This window comes from Pseudomonas sp. BN606, assembly GCF_029873115.1.
Lineage (GTDB): Bacteria > Pseudomonadota > Gammaproteobacteria > Pseudomonadales > Pseudomonadaceae > Metapseudomonas.
On record NZ_SSOF01000005.1, the window covers coordinates 1 to 865 of the forward strand.

The 865-nt window shown below is 62.3% G+C and carries 1 protein-coding gene; it reads left to right on the forward strand.

The features are described 5' to 3' along the window. Nucleotides 1-865: Ig-like domain-containing protein (locus E8E75_RS00030; protein WP_280357615.1), on the forward strand; the 865-nt coding region annotated here is incomplete at both ends.

Sequence of the window (865 nt, forward strand, 5' to 3'; positions counted from 1 at the left end):
CAACGCCGGCCAGACCGCCACCATCGCCAACGTCGGTACCTTCACCCTCGGCAGCAATGGTGATTACACCTTCACCCCGGCGCAGAACTGGAACGGTGACGTCCCGCAGGTCACCTACACCACCAACACCGGCAGCGATTCGACGCTGGACATCACCGTGACGCCGGTCAACGACGCGCCGCAAACCAATGCAGCCGCGGGCTCGGGCAACGAAGACAACCCGATCACCGTCAACCTCAGCGGTTCGGACATCGATGGCAGTGTCGACCACTTTGTCATCAAGACACTGCCCACTGACGGCACCCTGATGCTCAACGGTGTCGTCCTGGGCCTTGGTGCAATCGTTCCGGCCACCGGCAACGGTGCCAGCCTCACGTTCGTGCCGAATAACAATTGGAATGGCAGCAACACCTTCCAGTACGCCTCGGTGGATAACCAAGGCCTGGAAGATGCCACGCCAGCCACCGGCACCATCACGGTCAATGCGGTGGACGATGCTTCCGCGCTGGTTGCCGATAGCAATACTGTGGCCGAAGACAACCCGGCGACCGGCAACGTGCTGGGCAACGACAGCGATGTGGATAACACACTCACCGTTGCCAGCTTCACCATCAATGGCGTGCCTGGCAGCTTCACCGCCGGTTCCAGCGCGGTGATCGCCGGTGTCGGCACCCTGAGCATTGCGGCGAACGGCAACTACACCTTCACCCCGGTGCAGAATTGGAACGGCGACGTCCCGCAGGTCACCTACACCACCAATACCGGTAGCAGCTCCACGCTGGATATCACCGTCACCCCGGAGAATGACGCGCCTGTCGCCTCCAACGACGGTCCGATCGCGGTAACCGAGGACACCCCGGCCACC